This is a genomic window from Enterobacter cloacae complex sp.6700776, from assembly GCF_048284255.1.
In the GTDB taxonomy this organism is placed as follows: domain Bacteria; phylum Pseudomonadota; class Gammaproteobacteria; order Enterobacterales; family Enterobacteriaceae; genus Enterobacter; species Enterobacter intestinihominis.
Genome location: NZ_JBLVYK010000006.1, coordinates 106,635 through 123,605 on the forward strand (window position 1 = coordinate 106,635; position 16,971 = coordinate 123,605).

A 16,971-nucleotide genomic window follows, 5' to 3' on the forward strand; every position below is an offset into this window, starting at 1 on the left:
ATCTGAAAACGGTTTACATCATTTTAACGTAAGAGAATAACTATGCATGATGCACAGATCCGTGTCGCCATTGCGGGCGCGGGTGGACGTATGGGTCGCCAGCTGATTCAGGCGGCACTACAGATGGATGGCGTGGCACTTGGCGCGGCGCTGGAGCGTGAAGGTTCATCCCTGCTGGGCTCCGATGCGGGCGAGCTGGCAGGCGCGGGCAAGACAGGCGTTACCGTGCAGAGCAACCTGGAGGCGGTGAAAGAAGACTTTGACGTGTTCATCGACTTTACCCGTCCGGAAGGCACTTTGACTCACCTGGCGTTTTGCCGCCAGCACGGTAAAGGGATGGTGATTGGCACCACCGGTTTCGATGATGCCGGTAAACAGGCCATTCATGAAGCAGCCGCCGACATTGCAATTGTCTTCGCCGCGAACTTTAGCGTAGGCGTTAACGTTATGCTGAAACTGCTGGAAAAGGCAGCGAAGGTGATGGGCGACTATACCGACATTGAGATTATTGAAGCGCACCACCGCCATAAAGTCGATGCCCCATCTGGCACGGCGCTGGCGATGGGCGAAGCGATTGCTTATGCAATGGATAAAGATTTGAAAGACATCGCGGTCTATTCTCGCGAAGGTCACACTGGCGAGCGCGTGCCTGGCACCATTGGTTTTGCCACCGTTCGCGCGGGTGATATCGTCGGCGAACATACCGCTATGTTCGCCGATATTGGTGAAAGGGTCGAAATCACACATAAAGCATCCAGCCGCATGACGTTTGCAAACGGGGCGGTACGCTCCGCACTGTGGCTAAAAGGTAAGCCAAATGGTCTTTTTGATATGCGAGATGTGCTCGAACTCAACAATTTGTAAGCGTTATTACCCATCGTGATGTGGTTATTGCAGTCGTAACTGTTTGATTGCATAGGGCAATATTTTATTGCCCTTTTATTTTGTCTATTTCAAAGGATTGTTGTATTTAACTCATTTAAAGTAAATGTTTTCAAGCTATTTTATGTTGCCGCACTGTAAATTTTGACCGTTTGGTCCACTTTCTATCCCCGCAAGACGACTGTTTCTTTTAAACTGCCTGCGCAAGCGGTTTCCACAGTGATTTAGTTGATCTTTTTGCCGCTTAATTTGAAATCAAGCCATCAGGCCTGCAAAAGAATAAACAAAATCCCCGTTTTAAGTTGACTTTTACATGGCAAATCCCCAGAATGCCGCCGTTTGCCAAAAATCCGCTGGCAACACATTTGCATTGATCCATGACATGGTTATGAATTAATATGCAAATAAAGTGAGTGAATATTCTCTGGAGGGTGTTTTGATTAAGTCAGCGCTATTGGTTCTGGAAGACGGAACCCAGTTTATCGGTCGGGCCATAGGGGCAACGGGTTCGGCGGTTGGGGAAGTCGTTTTCAATACTTCAATGACCGGTTATCAAGAAATCCTCACTGATCCTTCCTATTCTCGCCAAATCGTTACTCTTACTTATCCTCATATCGGCAATGTCGGCACCAATGCGGCTGACGAAGAATCCTCTCAGGTACATGCGCAAGGCCTGGTCATTCGCGACCTGCCGCTGATTGCCAGCAACTTCCGCAACACCGAAGACCTCTCTTCTTACCTGAAGCGCCATAACATTGTGGCGATTGCCGATATCGATACCCGTAAGCTGACGCGTCTGCTGCGCGAGAAGGGTGCACAAAATGGCTGCATCATCGCAGGGGACAACCTCGATGCGGCGCTGGCGCTGGAAAAAGCGAAAGCCTTCCCGGGCCTGAACGGGATGGACCTGGCGAAAGAAGTGACTACCACAGAAGCCTACAGCTGGACGCAGGGAAGCTGGACGCTGGAAGGCGACCTGCCGGAAGCGAAACCGGAAAGCGAGCTGCCGTTCCACGTGGTGGCCTACGATTTTGGTGCCAAGCGCAACATCCTGCGTATGCTGGTTGACCGTGGCTGCCGCCTGACGGTCGTCCCGGCACAAACGTCTGCGGAAGATGTTCTGAAGATGAACCCGGACGGCATCTTCCTCTCTAACGGTCCTGGCGACCCGGCGCCGTGTGACTACGCTATCGACGCCATTAAGTCCTTCCTTGAAACCGATATCCCGGTATTCGGCATCTGTCTCGGCCATCAGCTGCTGGCGCTGGCGAGCGGAGCGAACACCGTCAAGATGAAGTTCGGCCACCATGGTGGTAACCACCCGGTGAAAGATATCGACAACAACACGGTAATGATCACCGCGCAGAACCACGGCTTCGCTGTGGATGAAGCGACGATGCCAGCTAACCTGCGCGTGACGCATAAGTCACTGTTCGATGGTACCTTGCAGGGTATCCATCGCACCGATAAGCCTGCGTTCAGCTTCCAGGGCCACCCTGAAGCCAGCCCGGGCCCACACGATGCCGCGCCGCTGTTCGATCACTTCATCGAACTTATCGAGCAATACCGTAAGACTGCTAAATAATCAGGAGCTGAGAAGACCATGCCAAAACGTACAGATATAAAAAGCATCCTGATCCTTGGCGCTGGCCCGATCGTGATCGGCCAGGCCTGCGAATTTGACTACTCCGGCGCGCAGGCGTGTAAAGCCCTGCGCGAAGAGGGTTACCGCGTCATCCTGGTCAACTCTAACCCGGCCACCATCATGACCGACCCGGAAATGGCAGATGCGACCTACATCGAGCCGATTCACTGGGAAGTGGTACGCAAAATTATCGAGAAAGAGCGTCCGGATGCGGTGCTGCCGACCATGGGTGGCCAGACGGCGCTGAACTGTGCACTGGAGCTGGAGCGTCAGGGCGTGCTGGAAGAGTTCGGCGTGACCATGATTGGGGCAACCGCCGACGCGATTGATAAAGCAGAAGACCGTCGTCGCTTCGACGTGGCAATGAAAAAAATTGGCCTCGACACCGCGCGTTCCGGTATCGCACACAACATGGAAGAAGCGCTGGCCGTCGCGGCTGACGTGGGCTATCCGTGCATCATCCGTCCTTCCTTCACCATGGGCGGCACCGGCGGCGGTATCGCCTACAACCGCGAAGAGTTTGAAGAGATTTGCGAGCGCGGCCTGGATCTCTCCCCAACCAAAGAGCTGCTGATTGATGAATCGCTGATTGGCTGGAAAGAGTACGAGATGGAAGTGGTGCGTGATAAAAACGACAACTGCATCATCGTCTGCTCCATCGAAAACTTCGACGCGATGGGGATCCACACCGGCGACTCCATCACCGTTGCGCCAGCTCAGACGCTGACCGACAAAGAGTACCAAATCATGCGTAACGCCTCGATGGCGGTACTGCGTGAAATCGGCGTGGAAACCGGCGGCTCGAACGTGCAGTTCTCGGTGAACCCGAAAACCGGCCGTCTGATTGTTATCGAAATGAACCCGCGCGTGTCCCGTTCCTCCGCACTGGCCTCCAAAGCCACCGGCTTCCCGATTGCGAAAGTGGCGGCGAAACTGGCGGTGGGTTACACCCTTGACGAGCTGATGAACGACATCACCGGTGGCCGCACGCCAGCGTCCTTCGAACCGTCCATCGACTACGTTGTGACTAAAATTCCTCGCTTTAACTTCGAGAAATTCGCCGGCGCGAACGACCGTCTGACTACCCAGATGAAATCCGTTGGTGAAGTCATGGCGATTGGCCGCACGCAGCAGGAATCCCTGCAAAAAGCGCTGCGTGGCCTGGAAGTGGGCGCGACCGGCTTTGACCCGAAAGTCAGCCTGGACGACCCGGAAGCACTGACCAAAATCCGCCGCGAGCTGAAAGACGCGGGCGCAGAGCGTATCTGGTACATCGCCGATGCCTTCCGTGCGGGCCTCTCCGTCGACGGCGTATTTAACCTGACTAACATCGACCGCTGGTTCCTGGTGCAGATTGAAGAGCTGGTGCGTCTGGAAGAGAAAGTGGCAGAGCTGGGCATCAACGGCCTTGACGCAGACTTCCTGCGCATGCTGAAGCGTAAAGGCTTCGCCGATGCGCGTCTGGCTAAACTGGCGGGCGTACGTGAAGCGGAGATCCGCAAGCTGCGCGACCAGTATGACCTGCACCCGGTTTACAAGCGCGTGGACACCTGTGCGGCAGAGTTCTCGACCGATACCGCGTACATGTACTCCACCTATGAAGACGAGTGCGAGGCGAACCCGTCCGTCGACCGCGACAAGATTATGGTGCTGGGCGGCGGTCCAAACCGTATCGGCCAGGGCATTGAGTTCGACTACTGCTGCGTGCATGCCTCGCTGGCGCTGCGCGAAGACGGTTACGAGACCATCATGGTCAACTGTAACCCGGAAACCGTCTCGACCGACTACGACACTTCCGACCGCCTCTACTTCGAGCCGGTTACGCTGGAAGACGTGCTGGAAATCGTGCGCATCGAGAAGCCGAAAGGCGTGATCGTGCAGTATGGCGGCCAGACTCCGCTGAAGCTGGCGCGTGCGCTGGAAGCAGCAGGTGTGCCGGTCATCGGCACCAGTCCGGACGCGATTGACCGTGCGGAAGACCGCGAGCGTTTCCAGCAGGCAGTTGATCGTCTCAAGCTGAAACAGCCGGCGAACGCCACCGTGACCGCGATTGAAATGGCCGTTGAGAAAGCGAAAGAGATTGGTTACCCGCTGGTGGTGCGTCCATCCTACGTACTGGGCGGCCGTGCGATGGAAATCGTCTATGACGAAGCCGACCTGCGTCGCTACTTCCAGACGGCGGTGAGCGTTTCCAACGATGCGCCAGTGCTGCTTGACCGCTTCCTCGACGACGCGGTTGAAGTCGACGTTGACGCTATCTGCGACGGCGAAATGGTGCTGATTGGCGGCATCATGGAGCACATCGAGCAGGCTGGCGTGCACTCCGGTGACTCCGCATGTTCTCTTCCTGCGTACACCCTGAGCCAGGAGATTCAGGATGTGATGCGTCAGCAGGTGCAGAAGCTGGCCTTCGAGTTGCAGGTTCGCGGCCTGATGAACGTCCAGTTCGCAGTGAAAGACAACGAAGTTTATCTGATTGAAGTCAACCCGCGTGCGGCGCGTACCGTACCGTTCGTCTCTAAAGCGACCGGTATTCCGCTGGCGAAAGTGGCGGCGCGCGTGATGGCTGGCCAGACGCTGGCTCAGCAGGGCGTCACGAAAGAAATCATCCCGCCGTACTACTCGGTGAAAGAGGTGGTGCTGCCGTTCAACAAATTCCCGGGCGTTGACCCACTGTTAGGGCCAGAGATGCGCTCTACCGGGGAAGTGATGGGCGTGGGCCGCACCTTCGCAGAAGCGTTTGCCAAGGCACAGCTGGGCAGCAGCTCCACCATGAGAAAATCGGGCCGTGCGCTGCTCTCCGTTCGCGAAGGCGATAAAGAGCGCGTGGTTGACCTGGCCGCTAAGCTGCTTAAACAGGGCTTCGAGCTGGATGCAACCCACGGCACGGCAATTGTGCTGGGTGAAGCTGGGATCAACCCGCGTCTGGTGAACAAGGTGCATGAAGGTCGTCCGCACATTCAGGACCGTATCAAGAATGGTGAGTACACCTACATCATCAACACCACCGCAGGTCGCCAGGCGATTGAAGACTCCAAGCTGATTCGCCGCAGCGCGCTCCAGTATAAAGTGCATTACGACACCACCCTGAACGGCGGTTTCGCGACGGCCATGGCGCTGAATGCGGATGCCACCGAGAAGGTGATTTCGGTGCAGGAAATGCACGCTCAGATTAGCAAGTAATCTGCGTAGGCCCGGCAAGCGTTAGCGCCGCCGGGCAAGTGGCGGGTGGCGCTTCGCTTACCCGCCCTACGGTTTTCTTTACCCATCTTAAGAACCTTCTGGTTTTTCATCCGCTTTCAGTCAGTTAGCCTAAAATGGTTAGGTCGATAACGAAAATTCAACTGAGAGCAGGGGAAAACACCATGCAAAATAAACTACTGATCGCTTCCGTTCTGGCTGCCACTGCAATGTTCACCGTGGCGGGCTGTTCGTCAAATCAGGCCGTAAAAACCACCGATGGTAAAACTATCGTTACTGACGGGAAACCGCAGGTGGATGACGATACCGGTCTGGTATCGTACAAAAACGCCGAAACCGGTCAAACTGAACAGATTAACCGTGACCAGGTTAAATCAATGGGTGAGCTGGATAACTAAAAAAAAAGCAGTGGCACATGCCACTGCTTTTTTTGCGTCAGAATGATCGATTACCAGCGATGATTTAACAAAATATGACCGCCGTAAGCGGCATAGCTGTTTTCACCCCACTCACCGCTGGCACGCAGGGAGATCGTTGTGGTTTCGTTCAGGTTGCCGGTTACGCCCAGCTCTAACTGACCACGATCTTCTGGCGTATCGTTGCTGACGGTTTCGTCGTTGAATGCCAGATCGTTTTGACCAGCACCTTTCAACCAGTTAACTGCGACGTATGGCTGCCAGGCCTTGACGTCCTTCTGCTGGAAGTAGCTTGCTTTAACGCCAAGACGACCAAAGACGCTGTCATTGTCCAGCGTGGTTACGCGAACGCCGTCGCGATCGGTGTGATTTTCCTGATCGAGATAGCTGTAGATCACCTGCGCCTGTGGCTCGATCTTCCATGTACGTTCATTTTCAGACTGGATAACCCACGCGTGGCCGACTTCAACAGACGCGGCGAAACCTTCGCTATCGTAATCTTCATCGTTACGATTGCTGGTGACTTTGTTGTTGTACCAGCTATAAGCGGCCCAGGTATCAACGTAGCTGCCCAGACGTAATTTCTGATCTTCCTGCCAGGTGGCGTACAGCCCAACATTAAAGCCATCAACCTTACCCTGTGCGTCACGCTCGTTGTGCTTCGCATCAGAGTGGGTCTTCGCCTGGCCTGCACCGAACATACCACCGGCACGCAGGATGCCGTTATCCATTGGCTTGCTCATGAAATCGCTGCCGACTTGCAGAACGGTGGTGGTGGTGTCGTAGCTGACTTTATCGCCACCCGCATCGTTCTCATGATAGCGACCCTTAACGTACATCCAGGTGTTCAGATCGTCTTCATTGCGGAAAGTGAGCTGGTCGCGATCGTCGCGCTTATGCAGGAACATGCTCTGCGCGGCAAGGTAGTTACCTAAGTAAGCACCCACTTCAGGTGCCATAACTTCCGGGGCACTGTTACCGCCGTTATCGGTGTTGCCGCCGTTGTCAGTGTTGCCGCCGTTATCGGTGTTGCCGCCGTTATCGGTGTTGCCGCCGTTATCGGTGTTGCCACCGTTGTCAGTGTTGCCGCCGTTATCGGTGTTGTCGCCGTTGTCAGTGTTGCCGCCGTTGTCGGTGTTACCACCATCATCGGCGTTACCACCGTCATCTGTGTTACCACCGTCATCTGTGTTACCACCATTATCGGTGTTGCCACCGCCGTCGGTGTTACCGCCGTCATCATTATTGCCACCGTCATCGGTGTCGTCGGAAGGATCATCAGAAGGCGTCGCCTTTGATTCCAGATACCAGTTTCCGTCACTGTGCTGGTAGAGGTTATATTCCCAGGCGCCTGCGACGACCGGTTTTGCCAGCGTCAGCTGGGCTTCGGAACTGCCGCCAATGCTGACAATTTCCATACCGTTAATGGTTTGCGCGCCTGCGCCGCCAATGTTGGTAATGCTGACGCCGGACTGACCGAAGCTGCTGCCCGTAATGGTGAGGTGGTCAGTTGGTGAGTTATCTTCACCCAGAGTGCTGTTCATCACAATCTGGCTACCGTCAGAGCCGGTGTAGTCGCCATTAATCGTAAAATTATTGCCAACGCTATTATCAGCCGCACTCAGCAACAGCGTGCCGCCATTAGCCACGTTGCCGTTGATGGTATCAACACCGGAAGCGCTGAGCGTGGAGTTACCCTGGACTGCATTCCATGCCGCCAGCGTACCGCCGCTAAGAATCGCGATGTTGTTGTTCACTTCGCCTGCGGTGGCAAAGGTCGCGCCGTTTTCAACGGTAACGGTGGCGTTACTGCCCTTGACGCCGAGCGTTGCTCCGGTGGAGACCAGCGTGGTGCCACCGTGCAGAACCGTATTCCCTGTATAGCTATTTTTGCCTGTCAGGGTCAGCGTGTTGGAATCAACTTTTTCGACGTTACCGCTACCGGTCATGTCGGTGGCGAAAGTGAAATCGCTACCCTGATTAAAAATGACGGTACCATTGTTGGTGAGCCCACCGCTGAGCGTCGCAGTTTTTTCGCCATCGCCCAGTTGCAGCGAGGCGTCTTTGGCCACCCGCGTATTACCGGTATTCGATACCGCACCCGACAGGGTTAACGCGCCAGTCTCTATCAGCAAGGAGTCGCCAGAGCCAATAATGTCGAGATCGCCCGACAGTGCCCAGCTTTCACCCTCCATTTTTACGCTGGCAAAACCGTCGCCTTCATTCAGACCCACGAAGTTACTGTCTTCCGTACCGGTGCCGATCAGAGTGAGAGTGTTTCCCATGGAATTGGTGGAAATAACGTCACCGATAAGAGTGGAACCCGTATCAAGTACCAGGGTGTTATTTTTATTGCTGGCGAACATAATAGCCGCAGTATCGCCACTAATCGTTCCGCTATTCGTAATATCTACTTTTGCCGTATCTTTTACATTAATGCCGTTCTGGGTTCCTTGTACCGTACCACTGTTTAATATCTTTGTATTGCCAGTGCCTAGTGTGATAGCGTTACCGCTTGTACCAATAATTGCACCACTGTTATTAATACCAATGCCAGTCTGAGAACTCAGGCCTGTTTTTCCTTTTATTACTCCAGTGCTGGTGTTGGTAATATTTACTGCTGAGGAGCTTTCACTGACATAAATGCCATTTTCCGCACCGATGATATTTCCATTGTTGTTGAAATCGCCGAGTAATGACTGAATATTGACAGCATTCGCTGTGGTGGAAGAAATGGTTGCACCACTGTCATTGTTAATAACTACACGTTGCGCGCCAGTATTAATATCCAGGCCAGTTCCTGTACCGGAAATATTTCCTTTGTTAGTGACATTATCGATCGCAAACCCAGAGACCGATACCGCCGCTTCACTACCGGCGGAGGAGATCGTCACGTTTTTATTAATAATATATTCAGCATCGGCTGAGAAATCTTGAGGAACAGAAGTTGATTGGTCAATCGTTGCAGAAAATGCAACCGCAGGGGTGCATATCAACAAGGCAGGAAATATCTTTCCAAGAGTTTTGGTTGTATGATTTAATCTAAAGAAATTGTTGCTCATGTACACATCCATTTGAGTGAGAAGGAACATTAGATAACGTGCGTAAAACGTATTTAGTCCGTCTTAAAGCGTGAGCTTAAAACAAAAAAGCATAAAATTATTATTTTTTCAATGGGTTATGTACAGGTTGATTTATTAAATAATGACTTAAGTTTCGCTAAAAATATCTGTTGATAATATGAATGGCCATAACTATTTTGTAGGATGAATTTGTCTCGCGTATCGCTCTTCGTGTTTAGCGCCACTGTCGCTGGTAAGGTGGGATGGGTTGCCAATACTTGCGTTTTACTTTTAACCGTTAGATAGCCCCTTTAAGTCGGGGTGGTAACTGTCTACACTCAATGCTACAAGAAAAGTAAAAGACAGGCATATTCATGGTTCTGATAATTTATGCGCATCCCTATCCGCAACATTCGCATGCGAATAAACGGATGCTTGAGCAGGCAAGGACGCTCGAAAACGTTGAGATACGTTCCCTCTATCAACTCTATCCTGATTTCAGTATCGATGTCGCCGCCGAACAGGAGGCGCTCTCTCGTGCCGATCTGATCGTCTGGCAGCATCCGATGCAGTGGTACAGCACACCTCCGCTGCTGAAATTGTGGATCGATAAAGTCTTGTCGCACGGTTGGGCATACGGACACAACGGCAAAGCGCTTCAGGGAAAAAGCCTGATGTGGGCTGTAACCACCGGTGGGGGTGAAAGCCACTTTGAGATTGGCGCTTTCCCCGGATTTGACGTGCTGGCGCAGCCGCTCCAGGCTACCGCCCTTTACTGTGGCCTGAACTGGCTTCCGCCCTTTGCAATGCACTGTACCTTTGTCTGCGACGATGAAACCTTGCAGGCGCAGGCTCGTCACTACAAACAACGCTTACTCGAGTGGCAGGAGGGGCACAATGGATAGCCATACGATGATACAGGCGCTGATTTACCTCGGCGCGGCGGCATTAATTGTGCCCGTGGCGGTCCGTCTGGGGCTGGGCTCGGTGCTCGGCTATCTGATTGCCGGGTGTGTGATTGGCCCCTGGGGCTTTCGGCTGGTGACGGATGCCGAGTCAATCCTGCATTTTGCGGAAATCGGCGTGGTGCTGATGCTGTTTGTGATTGGCCTGGAATTGGATCCGCAGCGGCTGTGGAAACTGCGCGCCTCGGTGTTTGGCGGTGGCGCTTTGCAAATGCTGGCCTGCGGTCTGCTGTTGGGCGGGTTCTGCATTTTGCTGGGGATGGAGTGGAAAGTCGCAGAGCTGATCGGCATGACGCTGGCGCTCTCCTCGACGGCGATTGCCATGCAGGCAATGAACGAACGTAACCTGACGGTCTCGCAAATGGGGCGCAGCACCTTCTCCGTACTGCTGTTCCAGGATATTGCCGCCATCCCGCTGGTAGCGATGATCCCGCTGCTGGCAACCAGCGGCGCATCAACGACGCTGGGGGCATTTGCCTTATCTGCGCTGAAGGTTGTCGGTGCGCTGGCGCTGGTAATTCTTCTGGGGCGCTACGTAACGCGTCCGTTGCTGCGCTTTGTGGCTCGCTCTGGCCTGCGCGAAGTATTCAGCGCCGTTGCGTTATTCCTGGTGTTTGGTTTTGGATTGCTGCTTGAAGAGGCTGGGCTGTCGATGGCGATGGGCGCTTTCCTCGCAGGGGTCTTACTGGCAAGCTCCGAATATCGTCACGCGCTGGAAAGCGATATCGAGCCGTTTAAAGGATTGCTGCTTGGGCTGTTTTTCATCGGCGTCGGGATGTCTATCGACTTCGGGACGCTGGTAACCCACCCGCTGCGCATCATCATTCTGCTGGTGGGTTTCCTGGTCATTAAAATGGCGATGCTGTGGCTGATTGCCCGACCGTTAAACGTGCCAAAACCGCAACGCCGCTGGTTTGCTGTGCTGCTGGGGCAGGGGAGTGAGTTTGCTTTCGTGGTCTTTGGCGCAGCGCAAATGGCAAATGTACTCGATCCAGAATGGGCAAAAGCGCTGACGCTGGCGGTCGCGCTGTCGATGGCCGCAACGCCAATTCTGCTGGTGCTGCTGACGCGTCTGGAAAAAACGGGAAGCGAACAGGAGCGAGAAGCCGATAAGATCGACGAGGAGCAGCCTCGCGTGATCATCGCCGGATTTGGCCGCTTCGGGCAGATCGCCGGTCGTTTACTGCTCTCCAGCGGTGTGAAAATGGTTATCCTCGATCACGATCCTGACCATGTTGATACGCTGCGTAAATTCGATATGAAAGTGTTTTACGGTGATGCGACCCGGGCGGACCTGCTGGAATCCGCCGGAGCGGCGAAAGCCGAGGTGCTGATTAACGCCATCGACGATCCTGAGACCAGCATGCAGATGGTTGAGCTGGTTAAAGAGCATTTTCCGCATCTGACCATTATCTCACGTGCGCGCGATGTGGATCACTACATCCAGCTGCGTCAGGCGGGGGTGGCAGCCCCTGAACGTGAAACCTTCGAAGGGGCGCTCAAATCTGGCCGCATGGCGCTGGAAAGTCTGGGGCTTGGTGCGTATGAAGCGCGTGAACGTGCCGATCTGTTCCGCCGCTTTAACCATGAGATGGTTGAAGAGATGGTGGCGATGGCGAGCAGTACGGCAACCGAACGCGCAGCGGTGTTTAAACGCACCAGCACCATGCTGACGGAAATCATCAACGAGGATCGTAATCACCTGTCGCTGGTTCAGCGCCACGGCTGGCAAGGGACGGAAGAGGGCAAGCATACCGGCGATCCTGCGGATGAACCGGAGAGTAAACCCTCTGCGTGAAGTGGAGTTGCCAGCAATATTAAAAAATTTCTAATTCTTTACCCTGCCGCCAGTCGACGAAAGATTAAGCTTTCCGTATAGTGGCGGCAATTTTTTGCATCCGGGAAATTTTCAATGATCAGTCTGATTGCAGCGCTGGCGGTAGACCGCGTTATCGGCATGGAAAACGCCATGCCGTGGAACCTGCCTGCCGATCTCGCATGGTTTAAACGTACTACGTTAAACAAGCCGGTAGTGATGGGCCGCCTGACCTGGGAGTCGATTGGTCGTCCATTGCCGGGTCGTAAGAATATTGTGATCAGTAGCCAGCCGGGCACTGACGATCGCGTGCAGTGGGTGAAATCCGTTGATGAAGCGATTGCCGCCTGCGGCGATGCCGAAGAGATCATGGTGATCGGTGGTGGTCGCGTGTATGAGCAGTTCCTGCCAAAAGCGCAGAAACTGTATCTGACGCACATTGATGCGGAAGTGGAAGGGGATACCCATTTTCCGGATTACGATCCGGACGAGTGGGAGTCCGTATTCAGTGAGTTTCACGATGCGGATGCGCAGAACTCGCACAGCTACTGCTTCGAAATTCTGGAACGTCGTTAACGTTTTTATCCTCTCCCCAAAGGGAGAGGATAAACATCTTCAGGAGGCGACCGCCTCTCCCTCGCCTAAATCCAGCTGTCGGTTGGATGGCTGGACAAAGTAGGTTTTATCTTCCCAGCGTAAGCAGGTTAAATCCCCGCCCCAGCAGCATCCGGTATCCAGCGCATAGATATTTTCCGGGGTGCCTTTTCCTTCCAGTGATGCCCAGTGCCCAAATACCACGCTATATTCGTTTGTCACGGGGCCCGGAATCGCAAACCATGGCTTAAGCGGCGCAGGGGCATTTTCCGGCGTATCTTTGCAATACATATCCAGCTGCCCGTTCGGGAAGCAGTAGCGCATCCGCGTAAAAGCATTGGTGATAAAACGTAGTCGCGCCAGGCCGCTGAGGTCATCACTCCAGTTATTCGGCATGTCGCCGTACATCGCATCGAGGAAGAACGGGTAGGAGTCGCTCGCCAGCACCGCTTCGGCGTCGCGCGCGCAGGTTTTTGCCGTCTCAAGATCCCACTGAGGCGTGATGCCGGCATGAGCCATCACCAGCTTTTTCTCTTCGTCAATCTGTAGCAGTGGCTGGCGACGCAGCCAGTTGAGCAACTCATCGGCATCCGGTGCTTCCAGCAGGGGGGTAATGCGATCTTTCGGCTTATTACGGCTGATCCCGGCGTATACGGCCAGCAGATGCAGATCGTGGTTGCCCAGTACCAGCCGCACGCTGTCGCCCAGAGATTTGACGTAACGCAGGACGTCAAGGGAGCCAGGGCCGCGCGCCACTAAATCGCCTGTAAGCCAGAGCGTGTCCTGCCCGGGAGTAAAATCGACCTGTTTTAATAATGCGATCAGTTCATCGTAGCAACCGTGAACGTCGCCAATCAGATATGTAGACATTAGATTAATGAATAAGTGTAGGTACGGCGAGACGGAACACAGGAATAGCAATGCGGAAAGCATTACCGGCGGCATCGACCATTTCGTAATGGCCTTGCATGGTACCCAGTGGCGTTTCAATGACCGCACCGCTGGTGTACTGATACTCTTCGCCAGGGGCGATATGGGGTTGTTCACCGACCACACCTTCACCCTGGACTTCAATTTCGCGGCCATTGCCGTTGGTGATAAGCCAGTAGCGCCCGAGCAGTTGCACAGGCATCCGCCCCAGATTGCGAATGGTTACGGTATAAGCAAAGACAAAACGTTCTTCATCCGGTGTGGATTGGGACTCAATGTAGACGCTTTGAACCTGAACACAGACGCGGGGCGAATCAATCATGGCTTAGCTCTCCTTCGGCGGCGCATTGTCGCTGATGTAATTAGCCAGCTTGCAGTACTGCTCTACGGAAATATTTTCCGCACGCATTGCCGGGTCGATGCCCAACTCAGCTAACACGTCAACGGTAAACAGATTGCCAAGGCTGTTACGAATCGTTTTACGGCGCTGGTTAAAGGCTTCAGTCGTGATACGGCTCAGCACGCGCAGGTCTTTGACCGGATACGGCATCGTTTTATGTGGCACCAGGCGCACAACCGCAGAATCCACTTTTGGTGGTGGCGTGAACGCGGAAGGCGGCACTTCTAATACCGGGATCACGTTGCAGTAATATTGCGCCATCACGCTTAAACGACCATACGCTTTACTGTTCGGCCCTGCAACCAGACGGTTAACGACCTCTTTTTGCAACATGAAGTGCATGTCGGCAATGGCATCAGTATAGCTAAACAGATGGAACATCAGCGGGGTGGAGATGTTGTACGGCAGGTTACCGAACACGCGCAGCGGCTGTCCCATTTTTTCAGACAGTTCGCCAAAGTTCATGGTCATCGCATCCTGCTGATAAATCGTCAGCTTCGGCCCGAGGAAAGGGTGCGTTTGCAGACGCGCGGCCAGATCGCGGTCGAGTTCGATAACGGTCAGTTCGTCAAGGCGTTCGCCTACCGGCTCGGTCAGCGCGGCAAGACCCGGGCCGATTTCGACCATGGCCTGGCCTTTCTGCGGATTAATGGCAGAAACGATACTGTCGATCACAAACTGATCGTTGAGGAAGTTTTGCCCGAAGCGTTTACGGGCTAAGTGGCCCTGATGGACTCGATTAGTCATTGAGTATTAACAATCATTTTGATGGCGAGATTAAGCGCCGTGATAAAACTGCCGACATCCGCTTTTCCCTGGCCTGCCAGATCCAGCGCAGTACCGTGGTCAACGGACGTTCGAATAAAGGGTAAGCCGAGGGTGATATTCACCCCGCGACCAAATCCCTGGTATTTTAGCACGGGCAGACCCTGATCGTGGTACATCGCGAGTACGGCATCGGCTTTATCCAGGTATTTGGGCTGGAAAAGGGTGTCGGCAGGCAGTGGCCCGCTGAGGTTCATCCCCTTCGCCCGCATCTCCTCAAGCACCGGAATGATGGTGTCGATCTCTTCAGTGCCCATATGTCCGCCCTCACCCGCGTGCGGATTCAGGCCGCAAACCAGCACATGCGGCTGCGGAATACCGAATTTGGTTTGCAGATCGTGATGCAAAATGCCAATGATCTCACGCAGGAGTTCAGGCGTAATGGCATCCGGAATGGCTTTGATCGGCAGGTGCGTTGTTACCAGCGCAACGCGCATTGCTTCGGTTGCCAGCATCATCACCACTTTCGGGCTGTGCGAACGCTCTTCGAAAAATTCGGTATGCCCGGTAAACGGAATGCCCGCGTCGTTGATTACGCCTTTATGCACCGGACCGGTGATCAGGGCTGCAAATTCGCCCTGAAGGCAACCGTCACAGGCGCGCGCCAGCGTCTCGACAACGTAGTGGCCGTTTTCGATGTGTAACTCACCGGGGACAACAGGTGCACGGAGCGGAACTGAAAGCAGGGTGAGAGTACCAGCCTGCTGCGGTGCGGGCTGTTGGCCTTCAACGTAAGGGAGGAGCGTTAAAGGCAGACCGAGCAAGGCTGCCCGGTCTTGTAACAGTGTTGCATCTGCGCAAACAACCAACTCTACCGGCCAGCTGCGCTGGGCGAGCTGAACCACAAGGTCAGGCCCAATCCCGGCGGGTTCGCCGGGAGTGATCACAACACGATGCGGTTTCATTAGTTGCTCAACACTTTCACGTAAGCGCTGGCGCGTTGTTCCTGCATCCAGGTTGCGGCTTCTTCAGAGAACTTACGGTTAAACAGCATGCGATACGCGCGGTCTTTCTGCGCCGCGTCGGTTTTATCCACGTTGCGCGTGTCCATCAGCTGGATCAGATGCCAGCCGAAGGAGGAGTGTACCGGCGCGCTCATCTGGCCTTTATTCAGCTTCATTAACGCATCGCGGAAAGCCGGATCGTAAATATCCGCTGCCGCCCAACCCAGGTCACCGCCCTGGTTTGCAGAGCCAGGATCCTGAGAGAACTCTTTTGCCGCTTTATCGAAGGTGGTTTTACCGCTCTTGATGTCTGCGGCGATCTGTTCCAGCTTCGCACGGGCCTGATCGTCAGTCATGATCGGAGACGGTTTGAGCAGGATATGGCGCGCATGCACTTCGGTAACCGAAATGTTCTGGCTCTGACCGCGCAGGTCGTTCACTTTCAGAATGTGGAAGCCCACACCGGAACGGATTGGACCGACGATGTCGCCTTTCTTCGCCGTGCTCAGCGCCTGGGCAAACAGGGATGGCAGCTCCTGAATACGGCCCCAGCCCATCTGGCCGCCTTTCAGCGCCTGCTGGTCAGCAGAGTAGGTGATCGCCAGTTTGCCGAAGTCATCGCCATTACGCGCCTGCTCAACGATAGCGCGCGCCTGACTTTCCGCCTCAGCCGCCTGATCGGAGGTTGGGTTTTCCGGCAGTGGGATCAGGATGTGGCTCAGGTTAAGTTCAGTGCTGGCATCATTCTGATTACCCACCTGTTTCGCCAGGGCATCCACTTCCTGAGGCAGGATGGTGACGCGGCGACGGACTTCATTGTTACGCACTTCTGAAATCAGCATCTCTTTACGGATCTGATTACGGTAGGTGGCATAGCTGATGCCGTCATAGGCCAGGCGGCTACGCATCTGGTCCGGGGTAATGTTGTTCTGCTTTGCAATGTTGGCGATCGCCTGATCGAGCTGCTCGTCAGAGATCTTCACACCCATTTTCTGGCCCATTTGCAGGACAATCTGATCCATGATCAGACGTTCCAGGATCTGGTGGCGCAGCGTAGCGTCATCCGGAAGTTGTTGACCTGCCTGGCCCGAGTTGAGCTTTACAGATTTCATCAAACCGTCAACGTCACTTTCAAGCACGACGCCGTTGTTAACCACAGCCGCGACTTTATCGACAACCTGTGGGGCCGCGAAGCTGGTATTCGCAACCATAGCGACACCGAGTAGCAGCGTTTTCCAGTTCTTCATACTTTTTCCATTTCAATTAACCGCAAAGCGGATTACGTTGTAAA

General features: G+C 54.3%; 13 protein-coding genes. 7 read left to right on the top strand and 6 right to left on the bottom strand.

From position 1 onward, the window contains the following. Nucleotides 1-42: 42 nt before the first annotated feature. From dapB to ACNQ0T_RS11740, 4 genes are all read left to right on the top strand, one after another. Nucleotides 43-864, top strand: coding sequence for a 4-hydroxy-tetrahydrodipicolinate reductase (gene dapB / locus ACNQ0T_RS11725; RefSeq protein ID WP_417930068.1), 822 nt, complete (start codon nt 43-45; stop codon nt 862-864). Between the two features lie 454 nt (nt 865-1,318). Continuing rightward, on the top strand, nt 1,319-2,467 hold the full coding sequence (carA, locus tag ACNQ0T_RS11730) for a glutamine-hydrolyzing carbamoyl-phosphate synthase small subunit (protein ID WP_023299297.1): 1,149 nt from the start codon (nt 1,319-1,321) through the stop codon (nt 2,465-2,467). 18 nt (nt 2,468-2,485) lie between these two features. Beyond that, nucleotides 2,486-5,710, top strand: coding sequence for a carbamoyl-phosphate synthase large subunit (carB, locus tag ACNQ0T_RS11735; RefSeq protein WP_032625437.1), 3,225 nt, complete (start codon nt 2,486-2,488; stop codon nt 5,708-5,710). 182 nt (nt 5,711-5,892) lie between these two features. After that, nucleotides 5,893-6,126, top strand: coding sequence for a YgdI/YgdR family lipoprotein (locus ACNQ0T_RS11740; protein ID WP_003856439.1), 234 nt, complete (start codon nt 5,893-5,895; stop codon nt 6,124-6,126). A gap of 50 nt (nt 6,127-6,176) precedes the next feature. Here ACNQ0T_RS11740 and ACNQ0T_RS11745 read toward each other — a convergent pair whose 3' ends face one another. Continuing rightward, nucleotides 6,177-8,510: an autotransporter outer membrane beta-barrel domain-containing protein gene (locus tag ACNQ0T_RS11745; RefSeq protein ID WP_417930069.1), complete on the bottom strand. Its 2,334-nt coding sequence runs from the start codon at nt 8,508-8,510 to the stop codon at nt 6,177-6,179. A gap of 1,070 nt (nt 8,511-9,580) precedes the next feature. On the opposite strand from ACNQ0T_RS11745, the gene kefF reads away from it, so the two are divergent. From kefF to folA, 3 genes are all read left to right on the top strand, one after another. Continuing rightward, nucleotides 9,581-10,111: a glutathione-regulated potassium-efflux system oxidoreductase KefF gene (gene kefF / locus ACNQ0T_RS11750; RefSeq protein ID WP_023305423.1), complete on the top strand. Its 531-nt coding sequence runs from the start codon at nt 9,581-9,583 to the stop codon at nt 10,109-10,111. Beyond that, on the top strand, nt 10,104-11,969 hold the full coding sequence (gene kefC / locus ACNQ0T_RS11755) for a glutathione-regulated potassium-efflux system protein KefC (protein ID WP_417930071.1): 1,866 nt from the start codon (nt 10,104-10,106) through the stop codon (nt 11,967-11,969). The genes kefF and kefC overlap by 8 nt, the downstream gene beginning before the upstream one ends. A 114-nt stretch (nt 11,970-12,083) precedes the next feature. Next, nucleotides 12,084-12,563, top strand: coding sequence for a type 3 dihydrofolate reductase (gene folA / locus ACNQ0T_RS11760; protein ID WP_003856431.1), 480 nt, complete (start codon nt 12,084-12,086; stop codon nt 12,561-12,563). Between the two features lie 39 nt (nt 12,564-12,602). Here the strand turns inward: folA and apaH are convergent, their stop codons facing one another. Genes apaH through surA form a run of 5 tightly spaced genes read right to left on the bottom strand, consistent with a single transcriptional unit; the run spans nt 12,603 to nt 16,927 of the window. Continuing rightward, the gene (gene apaH / locus ACNQ0T_RS11765; protein ID WP_022647017.1) at nt 12,603-13,451 is read right to left on the bottom strand and encodes a bis(5'-nucleosyl)-tetraphosphatase (symmetrical) ApaH; all 849 of its coding nucleotides are present in this window, start codon (nt 13,449-13,451) and stop codon (nt 12,603-12,605) included. 4 nt (nt 13,452-13,455) lie between these two features. Next, a complete protein-coding gene (gene apaG, locus ACNQ0T_RS11770; RefSeq protein WP_417930072.1) occupies nt 13,456-13,833 on the bottom strand; it encodes a Co2+/Mg2+ efflux protein ApaG in 378 nt (125 codons plus the stop codon). A 3-nt stretch (nt 13,834-13,836) separates the two neighbouring features. Then, nucleotides 13,837-14,658, bottom strand: a complete 822-nt coding sequence (gene rsmA, locus ACNQ0T_RS11775; protein WP_003856423.1) for a 16S rRNA (adenine(1518)-N(6)/adenine(1519)-N(6))-dimethyltransferase RsmA — start codon at nt 14,656-14,658, stop codon at nt 13,837-13,839. Next, nucleotides 14,655-15,641, bottom strand: a complete 987-nt coding sequence (pdxA, locus tag ACNQ0T_RS11780; protein ID WP_022647019.1) for a 4-hydroxythreonine-4-phosphate dehydrogenase PdxA — start codon at nt 15,639-15,641, stop codon at nt 14,655-14,657. The genes rsmA and pdxA overlap by 4 nt, the downstream gene beginning before the upstream one ends. Continuing rightward, nucleotides 15,641-16,927, bottom strand: a complete 1,287-nt coding sequence (gene surA, locus ACNQ0T_RS11785; RefSeq protein ID WP_003856417.1) for a peptidylprolyl isomerase SurA — start codon at nt 16,925-16,927, stop codon at nt 15,641-15,643. The genes pdxA and surA overlap by 1 nt, the downstream gene beginning before the upstream one ends. Nucleotides 16,928-16,971: the final 44 nt, after the last annotated feature.